Raw genomic sequence first — 12625 nt, 5'->3', positions numbered from 1 at the left:
TTTCTCTGCCTGTTTCCCAGGCGATCATGTCAAAGAGGCGGCGGTCGGCCCAGACCCCCGGACCAACCGCCGTCTCTTCGTTACGTATTCGACTCGCCGTCAATAACGGGCCAAATCAGCCGATCTGGGGATCGACGATCCATTCGCCCTTGCGCATGACGCCCTTGAGCGTGAAGTCCGCGTCCAGGATCACCAGGTCCGCGTCCTTGCCCGGGTCCAGCGAGCCGACCTTGTCGTACACGCCGAGCAGCCGTGCCGGGTTGGCGGAGATGGACTGCACGACATCGCCGACCGGGATCCTGTCGATGGTCACGGCCCGGTGGAACGCGGTGTCCAGGGTGAGCGTGGAGCCCGCGATCGAGTCGCCCTCGACCAGCCGCGCGACGCCGTCCTTGACCTCGACCGCGAGCGGGCCGAGCTGGTACCGGCCGTCGCCGAAGCCGGCCGCGTCCATGGCGTCGGTGATCAGCGCGACGCGGTGGGCGCCCGCGTGGTGGTAGGCCAGCTCCAGGGCGGCGGGGTGCAGATGCGTACCGTCGTTGATCAGCTCGACGGTGATCCGCTCGTCCTCCAGCAGGGCCGCGATCGGGCCGGGCGCGCGGTGGCCGAGGCCGGGCATTGCGTTGTAGAGGTGGGTGGCGACGGTGGCGCCCGCGTCGATCGCCTCGACGGTCTGCTCGTACGTCGCGTCGGTGTGCCCGATCGCGGCGATCACCCCGTGCTCGGCGAGCAGCCGCACCGACTCGATGCCGCCCGGGAGTTCGGTGGCGAGCGTGAACATCTTCGCGGTGCCGCGCGCCGCGTCCATCAGTTTGCGGACTTCGGCCGGGTCCGGGTGGCGCAGCAGATCCTCGCTGTGCGCGCCCTTGCGGCACGGTGAGATGAACGGCCCTTCGAAGTGGATACCGGCCAGGTCGCCCTGCTCGACCAGCTCGGACAGGACACCGGCCCGCTGGGCGAGGAAGTCCATCTCGCCGGTGACGGTGGAGGCGACCAGCGTGGTGGTGCCGTGCTCGCGGTGGGTGCGGATGCCGGTGAGGACCTCGTCGACGGTGCCGGAGGTGAAGGACGCGCCGCCGCCGCCGTGGTTGTGCATGTCGACGAAGCCCGGGACCACCCAGTGCCCGCTCAGGTCGACGGTCCGGGCGCCCTCCGCCGCACCGCCGACGATCCGGGTGCCCTCGACGATCACCCGGCCGTCCTCGACGGTCCCGGTGGGAAGCACCACCCGGGCACCTGCGAGAACTGTGCTGTCTGCGCGTCCGGCCATCAGGCGGATACCTCCGTGGAGAGAAGATCCCAGGCGAGCAGCCCTGCGCCCAGGCATCCGGCGGTGTCCCCGAGGGCCGCCGGGACGATGTGGGGCAGCTTCTGGAACGTGACACGTTCCTCGACGGCCGCACGGAGTGGTGTGAACAAGGTTTCCCCGGCCTCGGCGAGACCGCCACCGATGATGAGCGTGCTGGGGTCGAGCAGTGTCAGTGCGGTGACCAGCCCGGCGGCGAGCGCGTCGACCGCGTTCCGCCAGACCTCCACGGCCGCCGGGTCGCCCGACTCCACGGCCTTCGCGCAGTCCGCGGCGTCCGCCGTCGGATCGCCGGACGCCGCGGCCCAGGCCCGGGTCACCGCGGAGGCGGACGCCAGGGTCTCCAGACAGCCGCGCTGGCCGCAGCCGCAGTCCGGGCCGTCCGGCCGGACCACGATGTGGCCGATCTCGCCCGCGTACCCGTGCGCGCCGGACTCGATGGTGCCCGTGATGCCGATGGCCCCGGCGATCCCGGTGCCCAGCGGTACGAAGAGGAAGCGGTCGGCGCCCTTGCCCGCGCCGATCCGGCCCTCGGCGAGTCCGCCGGTGCGCACATCGTGGCCGAGCGCGACGGGGACACCGCCGAGCCGTTCGCCGAGCAGTTCCCGCATGGGTACGTCGCGCCAGCCCAGGTTCGAGGCGTAGACCGCGATCCCGTTCTCGGCGTCGACGATGCCGGGCACGGCGACACCGGCCGCGACAGCGCTTTCGCCGAGGTGCTCCTCGCCGTACGCCCTCAGGTCCGCGGCGAAGGTGAGGATCGACTCCACTACGGCGTCGGGACCGCGTTCTCTGCCGGTCGCCCGCCGCGCCTCGTGCAGCAGGGCGCCGTCGGCCCCGACCAGTGCGGCCTTCATTCCGGTGCCGCCCACATCGAGGGCGATGACGTGTTTCACGGGAAACAGTTTCGCCCGACGGACCCCAAAAGGTCTAGTCCACTATCGCGGTTTGTTGCGCCTCCATACAAAATCGCGCCCACGACCCCGCAGCAGTGGACTCGGACAGCGGGCTCAGGACGAAAGGATCACGCTGCGCGAGAGATTGCGCGGGTGGTCCGGGTCGTAACCCTTCGACTCCGCGAGCTCGACTGCCAGCCGCTGCGCCCGGATCAGATCCGCCATCGGGTCCGCGGTGGCATGCGCGACCAGCGTGCCGCCCACCTGTGCCACATCGCCGGCGAGCCCCTCCGGCAGCGGACCGAACACCCACGCCACGCGGTGCGGTCCGGTGATCGAGATCGGGCCGTGCCGGTACTCCATCGCCGGGTACGACTCCGTCCAAGCGCCCGCCGCCTCACGCATCTTCAGCCCGGCCTCCTGGGCCAGGCCGTACGTCCAGCCGCGCCCCAGGAACGTCCACTGCTCGGCCGAGACCACCGCCTCGTCCAGCGGCTCCGTCACCGCGAGCTCCGCGTCGACCGCTGCGGCGGCGACCGTCTTCACCCCGGCCGGAAGCGGACCCGACGCCTCCAGACCGGCCCGCAGAAAGGCGAGTGCGGTGGTGGCGAAGCGGGTCTGGACGACCGACTCCTCGTCCGCCCAGTCCAGTACGGCCACCGCGTCGGCGGCGTCCATGACCGGCGTCTTCGGGTCGGCGGTCAGCGCGACGGTGGTGACCTTGCCGCGCAGCTCGCCGAGGAGCTCCAGCACCTCGGTCGTCGTACCGGAGCGGGTGATCGCCACGACCCGGTCGTAGGGACGCCCGGCCGGGAACTCGGACGAGGGATACGCGTCCGTCTCACCCTGACCGGCCGCCTCGCGCAGCGCCGCGTACGCGATAGCCATGAACCAGGAGGTGCCGCACCCGGTGACGGCGACCCGCTCACCCGGCCGCGGCAGCCCGTCGAACACTGCCCCCGCCTCTGCGGCACGCCGCCAGCAGTCGGGCTGGGTGGCAATTTCTGATGCGGTACGGGACATGGCTGGACGGCTCCTTGCGGCGTGGAACGGTGACGATGCGGGCGGTGCGGCACAGCGGCGGAGCAAAGGCCTGGACCATGAAGAGCCTTGCGCCGAAACCTACTTAGCAGTCGGCGCAGGTCAAGGGCAATGCCCTCAGGCGCCAACCGGACACGGTTCCGGGTGCGTCGCCAAAGCGATACACCGGTGGTGTAGACCTTCGACGATCGCTCGGGGAAGGATCGCAGCTCATCCGGAGGCCCCCACGAGGACGTGGCCGGCGCGGATGACGCAAATGGACGAGGACTGACTGGGCTGTGCAGCGGCGCTGCTTGGGACTGACGGCGGCCGGGAAGTTCCTGGCCGCGCTGCCGAACTCGGAGTCCTACCCGTTCGGCAAGACGTCCTGGGCGCGGGCCGGCGAGTCGATCAAGGAGAACATCGGCAACGCGGTCGCGCCGAACGGGAGCCCCGAGAGCGTGCCGGGGAAGATCGCACAGGACGCGAGGGCGGCGGAGGACGCGGAGTAACGGGCGGCGGCTCTCCGTCCGGGCGATATGTTGGCTGATATGACCGCCCCCCCGAATGGCCCCGACGACACGGACGGCCCCGTCGGCCTCTCCGCCAGGGACCGTGCCGTGCTCGCCGTCGAACGGCAGTCGTGGGCCGGGCCCGGGGCGAAGGAGCGCGCGATCCGCGAACAGCTCGGCATCTCGCCCACGCGCTACTACCAGCTGCTGAACGCGCTTCTCGACGACCGCCGCGCGCTGGAGGAGGACCCGGTGACGGTGAACCGCCTGCGCCGGGTCCGCGACGCGAAGCGAGGGCGTCGCTGAACCGGCACCCTCTCAGCGGGAGACGGTGATCATGACGGGTTCCGCGGTGCCGGTGACGCGCAGTGCCTCGACGAAGACCTCCGTGAGCCAGGCCGCCGCGTCCAGGGACCACACGGGCACCCGGCAGCGGAAGGCCAGGGCCCGGCGCATCCCTTCGGTCTGCATTTCGCCGGTCAGCGGCAGGGCCAGGCCCGGGAGGTCCACATCGGTGGTCGCCGGCTCGACGGTCACGCTTCCGTAGGTGCACGCCAGCGCCTCGTCGCGAACGCGCCCGGCACGGCCGGCCAGCTCCGCCTCGCGACCGGACACGGTCACGGTGATCTCCTTGACCGCTCCCGGATCGGCCAGCTCGTACCAACCGGCGGAGTACAGGAGGGCGGCGGCGGGGTCCGGCGCCAGGTGCACCGGTGCGACGGTGTGTATGCCGGTGACGCGGACGTCGCCCACCTGCCGCAGCACGTCGCCAAGGACCGTCGCCACGGGCAGGACGGGCAGTCGTTGCCGGTTCAGGCGGGAGGCCACGTCCACCTGGAGCCAGCCGATCTCCCGTACGCGCCCGTCCTGCCTCCAGTCCTCCCCCGCGTCGTTCGATGTTTCACGCTCGCGCGGCAGTCATTCGCTACGTGTCCGTCACACCGCAGACGCCGCCCATATGCCGCTTCGCCCATGGCTGTGCCCGGCGGTACGCCTATAGGCTCGGCCCCATGGGCAGCAATCCGCACGTACCCGCGCCGAGCGAGATCCCGTCCGAGCTCCCGACCCCCACCACCCCGCCCGGCCGAGAAGCCCTGGCCGCGATCCTCGCGCGCCCGGACCGTGCTGTCGTCGCACTCGATTTCGACGGGACCCTCGCCGACATCGTCCCGGACCCGGAACAGGCCCGCGCCCACCCCGACGCCGTCGACGCGCTCGTCGCGCTCGCCCCGAAAGTGGCCTCCATCGCTGTGATCACCGGCCGCCCGGCCGGCGTCGCGGTCCGCCACGGCGGCTTCGCCGGGGTGCCTGGGCTCGACCACCTCGTGGTCCTCGGCCACTACGGCGCCGAACGCTGGGACGCCGTCTCCGGCACCGTCCATGCCCCCGCCCCGCACCCCGGCGTGGCCGCGGTCCGTGCCGAACTCCCGGGCGTGCTCGACCGGTTCGGTTCATGGCACGGCACCTGGATCGAGGAGAAGGGCCAGGCGCTCGCCGTCCACACCCGCCGCGCCGTCGACCCGCAGGCCGCGTTCGAGGCCCTGCGCGGCCCCCTCGGCGAGCTCGCCGCCCGGCACGGGCTGATCGTCGAACCGGGCCGCCTGGTCCTGGAATTGCGCCCGCCGGGCACGGACAAGGGCGTGGCGCTCGCGCGGTACGTACGGGAGCTGGACGCCGAGTCCGTTCTGTACGCGGGTGACGACCTGGGTGACCTCGCCGCGTACGCCGCCGTGGAGAAGCTCCGCACCGAGGGCCCCGACGGTATCCCGGGCCTGCTGGTCTGCAGCGGCAGCGCGGAGGTGCCGGAGCTGGCCGAGCGGGCCGATCTGCTGCTGAACGGCCCGGGAGCCGTCGTCGACTTCCTGGCAGCCCTGGCGCGACAGCTCTAGCCCGCTCCGGCTCACTCCCGCCGCAGCGCGTCCAGCTGGTCCAGGAACCATTGCTGCGGCGGCAGCGCCACCGCCGCCGCGGCCAGCCGCTCCGTGCGTGCGGCCCGTTCGTCGTCCGCCATCGTCAGAGCCTCGTGCAGCGCCGCCGCCGTCGCGGACACGTCGTACGGGTTCACCACGACCGCGTCGCTGCCCAGCTCCTCGTACGCCCCCGCCTCCCGCGACAGCACCAGCGCGCAGCCGTGGTCGGAGACGACCGGCACCTCCTTGGCGACCAGGTTCATGCCGTCGCGGATCGGGTTGACGAGCGCCACGTCGGCCAGCCGGTACGCGGCGAGCGAGCGGGCGAAGTCGTCCTTGACGTGGAGCACGACCGGCGTCCAGCCCGCCGTGCCGTACACGGCGTTGATCTCGTCGGCGACCCGCTGCACCTCGGCCGTGTAGTCGCGGTACACCGCCAGGTCCTGCCGCGAGGGGTACGCGAAGGCGACATGGACGACGCGCTCACGCCATTCCGGCCGCTTTTCGAGGAGCTCGCGGTACGCGAGCAGGCCACGCACGATGTTCTTGGACAGTTCCGTTCGGTCCACTCGTACGATCGTCCTCCGGCCGGGGCCGACCTGCTTGCGCAGCGCCGCCATCCGCTCGTCGACGTCCGCCTCGTGCGCGCGTCCGCGCAGGAAGCCCGCGTCCGCACCGAGACCGTGCACCCCGATCCTGGTCCGGCCGGTGCCGCCCAGGATCTCCGTACAGCAGCCGATGAACGCGTCCGCCCAGCGCCGGGTCAGGAAGGCCGCCCGGTCCGCGCCCAGGATGCCGTGCAGCAGCTGCTCGGCGATGTCGTCGGGGAGCAGGCGGAAGTAGTCGACGGGGGCCCACGGGGTGTGCGAGAAGTGGCCGATCCGCAGGTCGGGGCGGAGCTCGCGGAGCATGCCGGGCACCAGCGCCAGGTGGTAGTCCTGCACCAGCACCGACGCACCCCTGCCCGCCTCCTCGGCGAGCGCCTCGGCGAAGGCCCGGTTGTATGTCTCGAACGACGCCCACTGCCGGCGGAACTCCGCGTCGAAGACCGGCTCCAGCGGCGTCTGATACAGCATGTGGTGGACGAACCAGAGCACCGAGTTCGCAATGCCGTTGTACGCGTCCGCGTGGACGGCCGCGTCGATGTCGAGCATCCGTACGCCCTGCTCACCGACCCCGCGCCGGACCGCCTCCCGGTCCCCGTCACCGAGCGCGGCGCACACCCACAGTTTGTCCTTGACGGCGCTCAGCCCGGAGACGAGCCCGCCGCCGCCGCGCTTCGCGTCGAGTGATCCGTCCGTGGCGAGGGTGTACGACACCGGGCCGCGGTTGGACGCAACGAGGACCTGGGCAGCGGACTGGGCTTCGTACGCGGAGACCATGTTGCGGAATCTAGCCAGATCGCGAACCGCCCAAACGTGCGAAGTCAGGCCGCGCGGCGCGAAACGTACTCCTCGATCTCGCGCATCGGGGGCCGCTCCTCGGTGTCCACCGCATGGGTGCGCGGTACGAAGCCGTCCTCGCCGCGCTCGAACTGGGTGAGCGAAGGCCGTACCAAGTGGCTGCGGGACAGGCGTAGTTGAGCGGTCCGGTAGATCGTCGCGGCCATCCGGCCGAGCGCCTGCCCGTCCTGGTGGCGGTGTTTGCGCACCCCCACGTCGACCTGGGCCAGCGCGTCCAGACCCACCGTGTGCAGCGCATCGACCAGGAGGCCCAGTTCCACTCCGTAGCCGACGGGGAAGGGCAGCCGTTCGAGGAGGGAGCGGCGTACGGCGTACTCCCCGCCCAGCGGCTGGACGAAACCGGCCAGTTGCGGCCAGTGCAGATTGAGCAGCGGACGGGCCACCAGCTCGGTGACGCGACCACCCTGACCTGCGGTGTCACCGAAGGGACGGTCGTACATCGCCTTCACGAACTGTACGTTCGGGTCGGTCAGCAGCGGGCCGACGATGCCGGAGACGAAGTCCGCCGAGAAGTCCTTCAGATCGGCGTCGATGAAGCAGACGATGTCACCGCCGGTCACCAGGAGCGACCGCCACAGCACCTCGCCCTTGCCGGGCACGGCGGGTATCCGGGGGAGGATCTCGTCCCGGTGCACCACCCGGGCGCCGGCCTCCCGGGCCACCTTCGCGGTGGCGTCCGTGGAACCGGAATCGATCACCACGAGTTCGTCGACCAGCTGGACCTTCTCCATCAGCTCGCGCCGGATCGTCGCGACGATCCGGCCGACCGTCGCCTCCTCGTTCAGCGCGGGCAGTACGACGCTCACGCTTCCGCGGTGCGGGTCCCTGGCCTTGGCGGCCAGGAGACGGTCCAGCGGGCGGTCGGCGGCCGACCAGGAACGCCTGGCCAGCCAGCGTTCGACCTCTTCCAGCACGGTCGATACTCCCTGTATGTGATCCATCTCGCGGTTCGGACGACTATCTCAACTGTCCGGTGCTTCGGTTACAGTCTTGAACAACGCGGATGGCCGTCGCATGTCGGGGTCAGTCCGCCAATAAATGCCTGGATCGGTGATCCAGTGCCACAGCGCTCATCCAGAGGGACTGAGGGAACGGCCCGTTGAAGTCCCGGCAACCCTCCTGCCGACCGCGAGGTCACGGTGGGGAAGGTGCCAATTCCGTCTTGTGGCGAAACGCGTCGCAAGGAAGATGAGGAGAAAGGGCCTCCGCCATCATGGCCGTGCAGACTGTTGCAGTAAGCACCAATTCTTCCGCCGAAGCTGTCGACCTCGGACCCGCCGCGGCGCTTTCCTGCCGCGAGTGCGGCGAGCGTTTCGAGCTCGGCCCCATTTTCGCCTGCGCGTCCTGTTTCGGGCCGCTCGAAGTGGCGTACGACCTGCCGAGCGGCTCCCCCGACGAGCTGAAGAAGCGCATCGAGGCCGGACCCAACAACATCTGGCGTTACGCGCCGCTGCTGCCGGTCCCCGCCGATGTCGCGGACAAGCCCAACATCAACCCCGGTTTCACCAAGCTGGTCAAGGCCGACAACCTCGCCCGCGAGCTGGGCGTCACCGGCGGTCTGTACGTCAAGGACGACTCCGGCAACCCGACGCACTCCTTCAAGGACCGCGTCGTCGCCATCGCCGTCGAGGCCGCCCGCGCCTTCGGTTTCACCACCCTCTCCTGCTCCTCCACCGGCAACCTCGCCGGTGCGGTGGGTGCCGCCGCAGCCCGCGCCGGCTTCCGCTCCTGCGTGTTCATCCCGCACGACCTGGAGCAGGGCAAGGTCGTCATGGCCGCGGTGTACGGCGGTGAGCTGGTCGGCATCGAGGGCAACTACGACGACGTCAACCGCTTCTGCTCGGAACTCATCGGCGACCCGCTCGGCGAGGGCTGGGGCTTCGTCAATGTCAACCTGCGCCCGTACTACGGCGAGGGCTCCAAGACCCTGGCGTACGAGATCTGCGAGCAGCTCGGCTGGCAGCTGCCCGACCAGATCGTCATCCCGATCGCATCCGGATCGCAGCTCACGAAGATCGACAAGGGTCTGCAGGAGCTGATCAAGCTCGGTCTCGTCGAGGACAAGCCGTACAAGATCTTCGGCGCCCAGGCCGAGGGTTGCTCCCCGGTCTCCACCGCCTTCAAGGCCGGTCACGACGTCGTGCGGCCCCAGAAGCCGAACACCATCGCCAAGTCCCTGGCGATCGGCAACCCGGCCGACGGCCCGTACGTCCTGGACATCGCCCGCCGCACCGGCGGCGCGGTCGAGGACGTCGACGACGAGCAGGTCGTCGATGCGATCAAGCTGCTGGCGCGCACCGAGGGCATCTTCGCGGAGACGGCGGGCGGGGTGACGGTCGGCGTGACGAAGAAGCTCATCGAGGCCGGTCTGCTCGACCCGACGCTGACCACCGTCGTCCTCAACACCGGTGACGGCCTCAAGACCCTGGACGCGGTGGCCGCCACCTCGCAGGCGACCGCGACGATCCGCCCGAGCCTGGACGCGTTCCGCGCGGCCGGCCTCGCCGTCGGCTGACCACCCGAGACCGAAGAAAGGCACCCCTCATGAGCGTCAAGGTCCGCATCCCCACCATCCTCCGCACCTACACGGGCGGCCGGGCCGAGGTCCCGGCCGAGGGCTCGACCCTCTCCCAGGTCATCGAGTCCCTGGAGCAGAACCACCCGGGCATCGCCGCCCGCGTCCTGGACGACCAGGGCAAGCTGCGCCGCTTCGTGAACGTGTACGTCAACGACGACGACGTGCGTTTCGAGGGCGGCCTGGAGACGGCGACGCCGGACGGCGCGGGCATCTCGATCATCCCGGCAGTCGCAGGCGGGTGCTGACCGTCCGTCCGACTTCACCGCGTTATCGGTATTGCCCCCTCCGCGAGAGAAGCGGAGGGGGCAATTCTGCATGGTTGAGCGCGGTACAGTGTGGGAAGTCCCCCCAGCTGCCCGTGCCGCCCGCATATGAGAATGCGCCCGGCCGCGACAAGAAGCAGCCAAAGTGTTCGATCTCCTTGCGCCATAAGTCACCTTTGCCCGGCCCGACTTGCCCTGGAATCTCATGAATTCCTCATATTCGGGCGTTCGGTGCTGCCCAGAATTCTCGTCCGATTGACCTGTTGCAGAGGGCAGTTGGGCAGATACATTCGGCCGCGGTCGACGCGTTCCGGCGCACGCACCCTCTCCTGTCGGGGGGTGAGTTCTGACCCGGGTCCGCGAAGTGCGGTCCTGTGCAAGGGCCAGTAATAGGGGAGTTAGGCATGGCTCAGGGCACCGTCAAGTGGTTCAACGCGGAGAAGGGGTACGGCTTCATCGCGGTCGACGGTGGTGCGGATGTTTTCGTCCACTACAGCGCGATCCAGATGGACGGGTACCGCACCCTCGAAGAGGGTCAGCGAGTTGAATTCGAGATCTCGCAGGGCCAGAAGGGGCCGCAGGCGGACATGGTCAAGCTCGCCGTCGGCTGAGCTCGACGCGGTCGGCCAACGACACTACTCACGCACGGAGGGCCCGTACCCCTGGGGTACGGGCCCTCCGTGCGTCCGGGTCCGCGGCCATCCGTGAGTGGTTGTCGTTGTCCACATCCCGAGGCGGACGCTTGCACTCCAGGGGGTCGAGTGCTAATCATTGGCGTTAGCACTCTCCAGGTGAGAGTGACAGAACTTGGACCGGGCCGGTGAGGCCCGCAGGTCCGGTGGGGCAAGGAACCACCGGTCAGGCAGGCCGTCCGTCGCGGGCGCCACTCGGTCCGGAGCAATCCACCCCTGTCCGGGAGGACCACTTCACATGGCCAAGATCATCGCGTTCGACGAGGAGGCCCGGCGCGGTCTCGAGCGCGGCATGAACCAGCTCGCCGACGCCGTCAAGGTCACCCTTGGCCCCAAGGGTCGCAACGTCGTCCTTGAGAAGAAGTGGGGCGCCCCCACGATCACCAACGATGGTGTTTCCATCGCCAAGGAGATCGAGCTGGAGGACCCGTACGAGAAGATCGGTGCGGAGCTGGTCAAGGAGGTCGCCAAGAAGACGGACGACGTCGCCGGCGACGGTACGACCACCGCCACCGTTCTCGCCCAGGCTCTCGTCCGCGAGGGCCTTCGCAACGTCGCCGCGGGTGCCAACCCGATGGCCCTCAAGCGGGGCATCGAGAAGGCCGTCGAGGCCGTCTCCGCCGCCCTCCTGGAGCAGGCCAAGGACGTGGAGACCAAGGAGCAGATCGCTTCGACCGCCTCCATCTCCGCCGCCGACACCCAGATCGGCGAGCTCATCGCCGAGGCCATGGACAAGGTCGGCAAGGAAGGCGTCATCACCGTCGAGGAGTCCCAGACCTTCGGTCTGGAGCTGGAGCTCACCGAGGGTATGCGCTTCGACAAGGGCTACATCTCGGCGTACTTCGCCACCGACATGGAGCGCATGGAGTCGTCCCTCGACGACCCGTACATCCTGATCGTGAACTCCAAGGTCAGCAACGTGAAGGACCTCCTTCCGCTGCTGGAGAAGGTCATGCAGTCCGGCAAGCCGCTGCTGATCATCGCCGAGGACGTCGAGGGCGAGGCCCTGTCGACCCTGGTCGTCAACAAGATCCGTGGCACCTTCAAGTCCGTCGCCGTCAAGGCCCCGGGCTTCGGTGACCGTCGCAAGGCCATGCTCGGCGACATCGCCATCCTCACCGGTGGCACCGTCATCTCCGAGGAGGTCGGCCTCAAGCTGGAGAACGCCGGTCTCGACCTGCTCGGCCGCGCCCGCAAGGTCGTCATCACCAAGGACGAGACCACGATCGTCGACGGTGCCGGTGACAGCGACCAGGTTCAGGGTCGCGTCAACCAGATCCGTGCCGAGATCGAGAACTCCGACTCGGACTACGACCGCGAGAAGCTCCAGGAGCGCCTCGCGAAGCTGGCCGGCGGCGTGGCCGTCATCAAGGCCGGTGCCGCGACCGAGGTCGAGCTCAAGGAGCGCAAGCACCGCATCGAGGACGCGGTGCGCAACGCCAAGGCCGCCGTCGAGGAGGGCATCGTCGCCGGTGGTGGCGTGGCTCTGCTCCAGGCCTCGGCCGTCTTCGAGAAGCTGGACCTCTCGGGTGACGAGGCGACCGGCGCCAACGCCGTCAAGCTGGCGCTGGAGGCCCCGCTCAAGCAGATCGCCGTCAACGGTGGTCTCGAGGGTGGCGTCGTCGTCGAGAAGGTGCGCAACCTGCCGATCGGTCACGGTCTGAACGCCGCGACCGGCGAGTACGTCGACATGATCGCCGAGGGCATTCTCGACCCGGCGAAGGTCACGCGCTCCGCCCTGCAGAACGCCGCGTCCATCGCCGCGCTGTTCCTCACCACCGAGGCCGTCATCGCCGACAAGCCGGAGAAGGCCGGCGCGGCCGCTCCGGGCGGCATGCCGGGCGGTGACATGGACTTCTGATCCTGACGGATCGGTAGTTCCTGTACAGCTTTACCGCATCGGCCCCCGGGACCAGCAGGTCCCGGGGGCCGATGTCGTTTCTTTACGGGGGGCGGTGGACGCGCTCACGATGCCCGCCGGAGCA

Annotated in this window: 13 protein-coding genes and 1 riboswitch; of the genes, 7 read left to right on the top strand and 6 right to left on the bottom strand. The window is 69.7% G+C overall.

All coding sequences use genetic code 11. The features are described 5' to 3' along the window. Positions 1 to 115 precede the first annotated feature (115 nt). The 3 genes from nagA to OG609_RS18300 form a co-directional block, all read right to left on the bottom strand. A complete protein-coding gene (gene nagA / locus OG609_RS18310) occupies positions 116 to 1270 on the bottom strand; it encodes an N-acetylglucosamine-6-phosphate deacetylase (protein ID WP_327273814.1) in 1155 nt (384 codons plus the stop codon). Beyond that, complete coding sequence (locus tag OG609_RS18305) at positions 1270 to 2202, bottom strand: ROK family protein (RefSeq protein WP_327273813.1); 933 nt, start codon at positions 2200 to 2202, stop codon at positions 1270 to 1272. Before OG609_RS18305 ends, nagA begins: the two co-directional genes overlap by 1 nt. Before the next feature lie 114 nt (positions 2203 to 2316). Next, complete coding sequence (locus OG609_RS18300; protein ID WP_327273812.1) at positions 2317 to 3225, bottom strand: SIS domain-containing protein; 909 nt, start codon at positions 3223 to 3225, stop codon at positions 2317 to 2319. Between the two features lie 296 nt (positions 3226 to 3521). Between OG609_RS18300 and OG609_RS18295 the strand changes: the two genes are divergently transcribed. Beyond that, positions 3522 to 3734, top strand: a complete 213-nt coding sequence (locus OG609_RS18295) for a hypothetical protein (RefSeq protein ID WP_442817976.1) — start codon at positions 3522 to 3524, stop codon at positions 3732 to 3734. 39 nt (positions 3735 to 3773) lie between these two features. Beyond that, positions 3774 to 4040, top strand: a complete 267-nt coding sequence (locus OG609_RS18290; protein ID WP_327273811.1) for a DUF3263 domain-containing protein — start codon at positions 3774 to 3776, stop codon at positions 4038 to 4040. A 12-nt stretch (positions 4041 to 4052) separates the two neighbouring features. On the opposite strand, the gene OG609_RS18285 is transcribed toward OG609_RS18290, so the two are convergent. Beyond that, positions 4053 to 4562, bottom strand: coding sequence for a hypothetical protein (locus OG609_RS18285; RefSeq protein WP_327273810.1), 510 nt, complete (start codon positions 4560 to 4562; stop codon positions 4053 to 4055). Positions 4563 to 4744: 182 nt separating this feature from the next. Here OG609_RS18285 and otsB point away from each other — a divergent pair, with 182 nt between their 5' ends. After that, positions 4745 to 5623: a trehalose-phosphatase gene (gene otsB / locus OG609_RS18280; protein WP_327273809.1), complete on the top strand. Its 879-nt coding sequence runs from the start codon at positions 4745 to 4747 to the stop codon at positions 5621 to 5623. A gap of 11 nt (positions 5624 to 5634) precedes the next feature. On the opposite strand, the gene OG609_RS18275 is transcribed toward otsB, so the two are convergent. Both OG609_RS18275 and OG609_RS18270 read right to left on the bottom strand, forming a co-directional pair. After that, positions 5635 to 7026, bottom strand: a complete 1392-nt coding sequence (locus OG609_RS18275) for an alpha,alpha-trehalose-phosphate synthase (UDP-forming) (protein ID WP_327273808.1) — start codon at positions 7024 to 7026, stop codon at positions 5635 to 5637. A 44-nt stretch (positions 7027 to 7070) separates the two neighbouring features. Further along, the gene (locus OG609_RS18270) at positions 7071 to 8021 is read right to left on the bottom strand and encodes a glucosyl-3-phosphoglycerate synthase (protein WP_327273807.1); all 951 of its coding nucleotides are present in this window, start codon (positions 8019 to 8021) and stop codon (positions 7071 to 7073) included. A 153-nt stretch (positions 8022 to 8174) separates the two neighbouring features. Further along, positions 8175 to 8302, top strand: a riboswitch (SAM riboswitch). Positions 8303 to 8320: 18 nt separating this feature from the next. On the opposite strand from OG609_RS18270, the gene thrC reads away from it, so the two are divergent. The 4 genes from thrC (at position 8321) to groL (ending at position 12501) form a co-directional block, all read left to right on the top strand. Then, positions 8321 to 9622: a threonine synthase gene (gene thrC / locus OG609_RS18265; protein WP_327273806.1), complete on the top strand. Its 1302-nt coding sequence runs from the start codon at positions 8321 to 8323 to the stop codon at positions 9620 to 9622. 29 nt (positions 9623 to 9651) lie between these two features. Further along, positions 9652 to 9930, top strand: coding sequence for a MoaD/ThiS family protein (locus OG609_RS18260; RefSeq protein ID WP_266913776.1), 279 nt, complete (start codon positions 9652 to 9654; stop codon positions 9928 to 9930). Positions 9931 to 10352: 422 nt separating this feature from the next. Next, positions 10353 to 10559 carry a cold-shock protein gene (locus OG609_RS18255; RefSeq protein ID WP_003967346.1) on the top strand — a complete coding sequence of 69 codons (207 nt, stop codon included), beginning with the start codon at positions 10353 to 10355 and terminating at the stop codon, positions 10557 to 10559. 319 nt (positions 10560 to 10878) lie between these two features. Beyond that, complete coding sequence (gene groL, locus OG609_RS18250; protein WP_327273805.1) at positions 10879 to 12501, top strand: chaperonin GroEL; 1623 nt, start codon at positions 10879 to 10881, stop codon at positions 12499 to 12501. Positions 12502 to 12625 lie beyond the last annotated feature (124 nt).

The sequence above is a fragment of the Streptomyces sp. NBC_01224 genome (genome assembly GCF_036002945.1).
Taxonomy (GTDB): domain Bacteria; phylum Actinomycetota; class Actinomycetes; order Streptomycetales; family Streptomycetaceae; genus Streptomyces.
This window is presented reverse-complemented; position numbering and strand designations above follow the sequence as displayed.

What these genes read in the sequence shown, in the direction of transcription:
- OG609_RS18275 (WP_327273808.1), bottom strand. Translation starts at nt 7,026, where the DNA reads ATGGTCTCCGCGTACGAAGCCCAGTCCGCTGCCCAGGTCCTCGTTGCG.
- OG609_RS18300 (WP_327273812.1), bottom strand. Translation starts at nt 3,225, where the DNA reads ATGTCCCGTACCGCATCAGAAATTGCCACCCAGCCCGACTGCTGGCGG.
- groL (WP_327273805.1), top strand. Translation starts at nt 10,879, where the DNA reads ATGGCCAAGATCATCGCGTTCGACGAGGAGGCCCGGCGCGGTCTCGAG.
- OG609_RS18255 (WP_003967346.1), top strand. Translation starts at nt 10,353, where the DNA reads ATGGCTCAGGGCACCGTCAAGTGGTTCAACGCGGAGAAGGGGTACGGC.
- otsB (WP_327273809.1), top strand. Translation starts at nt 4,745, where the DNA reads ATGGGCAGCAATCCGCACGTACCCGCGCCGAGCGAGATCCCGTCCGAG.
- nagA (WP_327273814.1), bottom strand. Translation starts at nt 1,270, where the DNA reads ATGGCCGGACGCGCAGACAGCACAGTTCTCGCAGGTGCCCGGGTGGTG.
- thrC (WP_327273806.1), top strand. Translation starts at nt 8,321, where the DNA reads ATGGCCGTGCAGACTGTTGCAGTAAGCACCAATTCTTCCGCCGAAGCT.
- OG609_RS18290 (WP_327273811.1), top strand. Translation starts at nt 3,774, where the DNA reads ATGACCGCCCCCCCGAATGGCCCCGACGACACGGACGGCCCCGTCGGC.
- OG609_RS18260 (WP_266913776.1), top strand. Translation starts at nt 9,652, where the DNA reads ATGAGCGTCAAGGTCCGCATCCCCACCATCCTCCGCACCTACACGGGC.